Raw genomic sequence first — 2030 nt, forward strand, 5'->3', positions numbered from 1 at the left:
CAACGAAAGAATCGGCCTTTGCGGGATTTGGCGAGGCGCTCGCGGAGCTGCTGCTACTGTTTTTGTGTTGCTTTGCCAACACAGCTAGCTTGAGGATCCACGTAAGGGGCCGACAACGGTTTTAAAAAGGATGCTGCATTAGCCAAAAGCCGGCGAAGGACTGGGCCCGGAAATCGCTTTGGATGGCGAGGAAGTGGATCCCTTGGGCTTGGCGTTGGCGTTGGGCAAAGCCTTCTGCCTCCGCTTGCAGCTTTTCATCTTTTAGTTGCGCAAACAGGTAGCAATCGCTGAGGCCAGCCTCGAACAGCAGCCGTCCCTCCGCTACCGTCAAGTAGGCAGGCTCCATACCGCTTAGCCAAGCTGCTATGGGCAGCGCCCGCCGCGAGGCAATCACCAACCCAGGAATGATGGTGTCGGGCGCCAGGGCCTCCCAGTTTAGGGGGAACAGCTCACCAAATTCCATTGGCCAGGTCTCGGCATCCCGCAGATCCCTGGCCCGCAGGGTAACGAACGCCCAGCGCTCTCCCTGCAACTTGTCCGGCAGGGGAATGGGATCCGGCGGATCCGGCTCCAATGGCGGCTCGGGGCTATAGGTAAATTGGGTTTCCTGAGGGTAAACCTGCTCTGCCCGTTCCCGCATCCAGGCCCGGAGGGCATAGACGCGGCGGCTGGGCAGCATCGGGATCCCAACGGCATTACAGGCCCGTTGCAAAATGGAGCTCATGCGGGCGCGGAAGACGCGAATGGCCGAAGGGGGCTGGGGGGCCATTTCCAAATAGCTGCGCAGCTGTTGGGCCACCCAGGTGCTATTGACCTCTTGGTTGCTGCAGTACTGGGCCTGGCGAAACTGACCCGTGGGATCGCACACCAGCAGCTCCCAAACCCGCCGCTCCTGGGCATCCCGCAGCGGGACGGCGTTGAAATCCATCTGCCAGATGGGGCCGCGCATAGGGCCAGAACGAGGTGGTTGAGTGGCCAAGTCTGCCTCCCCTTGGCTACTTGCCGCTGACCTCACCGCCTGAGCAAGTGGAAAAGCGATCCTGGGAAGGATGGGCAGACCTATCCCCCACCAAAGCCCATTCCCGCTCCCCAAAAATGGCGGCAGGGTAGCGGTAGTACTTAAACTCCAGCAGGTTGTAGAAGGGATCCTGCAAAAAGAACGTGCCGTGCTCCAGGGGGGTGCCGACAAAGCGCCAGCGCGGCTCCTGATAGAAAAGCAATCCCCGTGCCTGGGCCTGCTCCGCCAGCGCCTGCCAATCTGCTTGGGCAGGGAAAATCAGGCCAAAGTGGCGGGGGTAGATGCCCCGCTGTGGCGTCAGCTCTTCCTGGGTGAGGTGGGCCACTAGTTGATGGCCATAGAGGTTCAAAATAACTGAAACAGGGGTTTCCCGACCGATTTGGCAACCCAAGCCCTCGCCGTAGTAAGTCTTGGCCAAGGCAATATCGGCAACGGGAAAGGCCAGATGAAAGCGGATGGGTTCCATGGGCTCTCTCGCAAAGCAGCCTGCTCGACTCAGGATCCCTGCTCTTTACCAAGTTAGGCGATTTTAGCTCAATTGGCGGGAAGCCCCGCACTGTATGGGTGAATTGTGTTGACTCAAGAGCCAATCAGTGTCGGGATGAAAGCGGTTTGTGCTACAAGTGAGAAGAATATTAAATCTCTGGAGAGTTTCCTGCCGTGGGTGGCACAGTGGCAGCACGCTGAGACCTCCGTACCAACAAGTCTGGGAAGCGTGAAGCCCGTACGCTATCGGCTCGCGCAGCGTGGCGTCAGCCATGGTGTGTTGACTCAACGAAGATGAGTGCCCGGAGTCGTTCTGCTGCAACTGTCCCGCCCGCAGCAGCGCTGCCTGCTCTTGGGTTCAGGCATAAAAGTCGCGCTCGTAAAGCTGCATACTTACTCCCGGCGCAATTTGGCAGTTATTTTTCAGGGTAAAAGTTGGGATCCATTGCCTGTTCAACGTAAGGCGCGGGATTCCCCACCCGGGTGGGGAGGGATAGCGCCTCCTGACTGATTCTGGATATATCGC

At 58.9% G+C, this 2030-nt stretch carries 2 protein-coding genes; both read right to left on the reverse strand.

The genetic code is table 11. The annotated features are described in order from the left end of the window. Positions 1 to 121: 121 nt before the first annotated feature. Positions 122 to 949: a Tab2 family RNA-binding protein gene (locus tag NW841_RS12720; protein ID WP_414386751.1), complete on the reverse strand. Its 828-nt coding sequence runs from the start codon at positions 947 to 949 to the stop codon at positions 122 to 124. A gap of 46 nt (positions 950 to 995) precedes the next feature. Next, a complete protein-coding gene (locus NW841_RS12725) occupies positions 996 to 1484 on the reverse strand; it encodes a VOC family protein (protein WP_414386753.1) in 489 nt (162 codons plus the stop codon). Between the last annotated feature and the right edge of the window lie 546 nt (positions 1485 to 2030).

The sequence above is a fragment of the Synechococcus sp. H60.3 genome (assembly GCF_047462295.1).
In the GTDB taxonomy this organism is placed as follows: domain Bacteria; phylum Cyanobacteriota; class Cyanobacteriia; order Thermostichales; family Thermostichaceae; genus Thermostichus.

What these genes read in the sequence shown, in the direction of transcription:
- NW841_RS12725 (WP_414386753.1), bottom strand. Translation starts at nt 1,484, where the DNA reads ATGGAACCCATCCGCTTTCATCTGGCCTTTCCCGTTGCCGATATTGCC.
- NW841_RS12720 (WP_414386751.1), bottom strand. Translation starts at nt 949, where the DNA reads ATGCGCGGCCCCATCTGGCAGATGGATTTCAACGCCGTCCCGCTGCGG.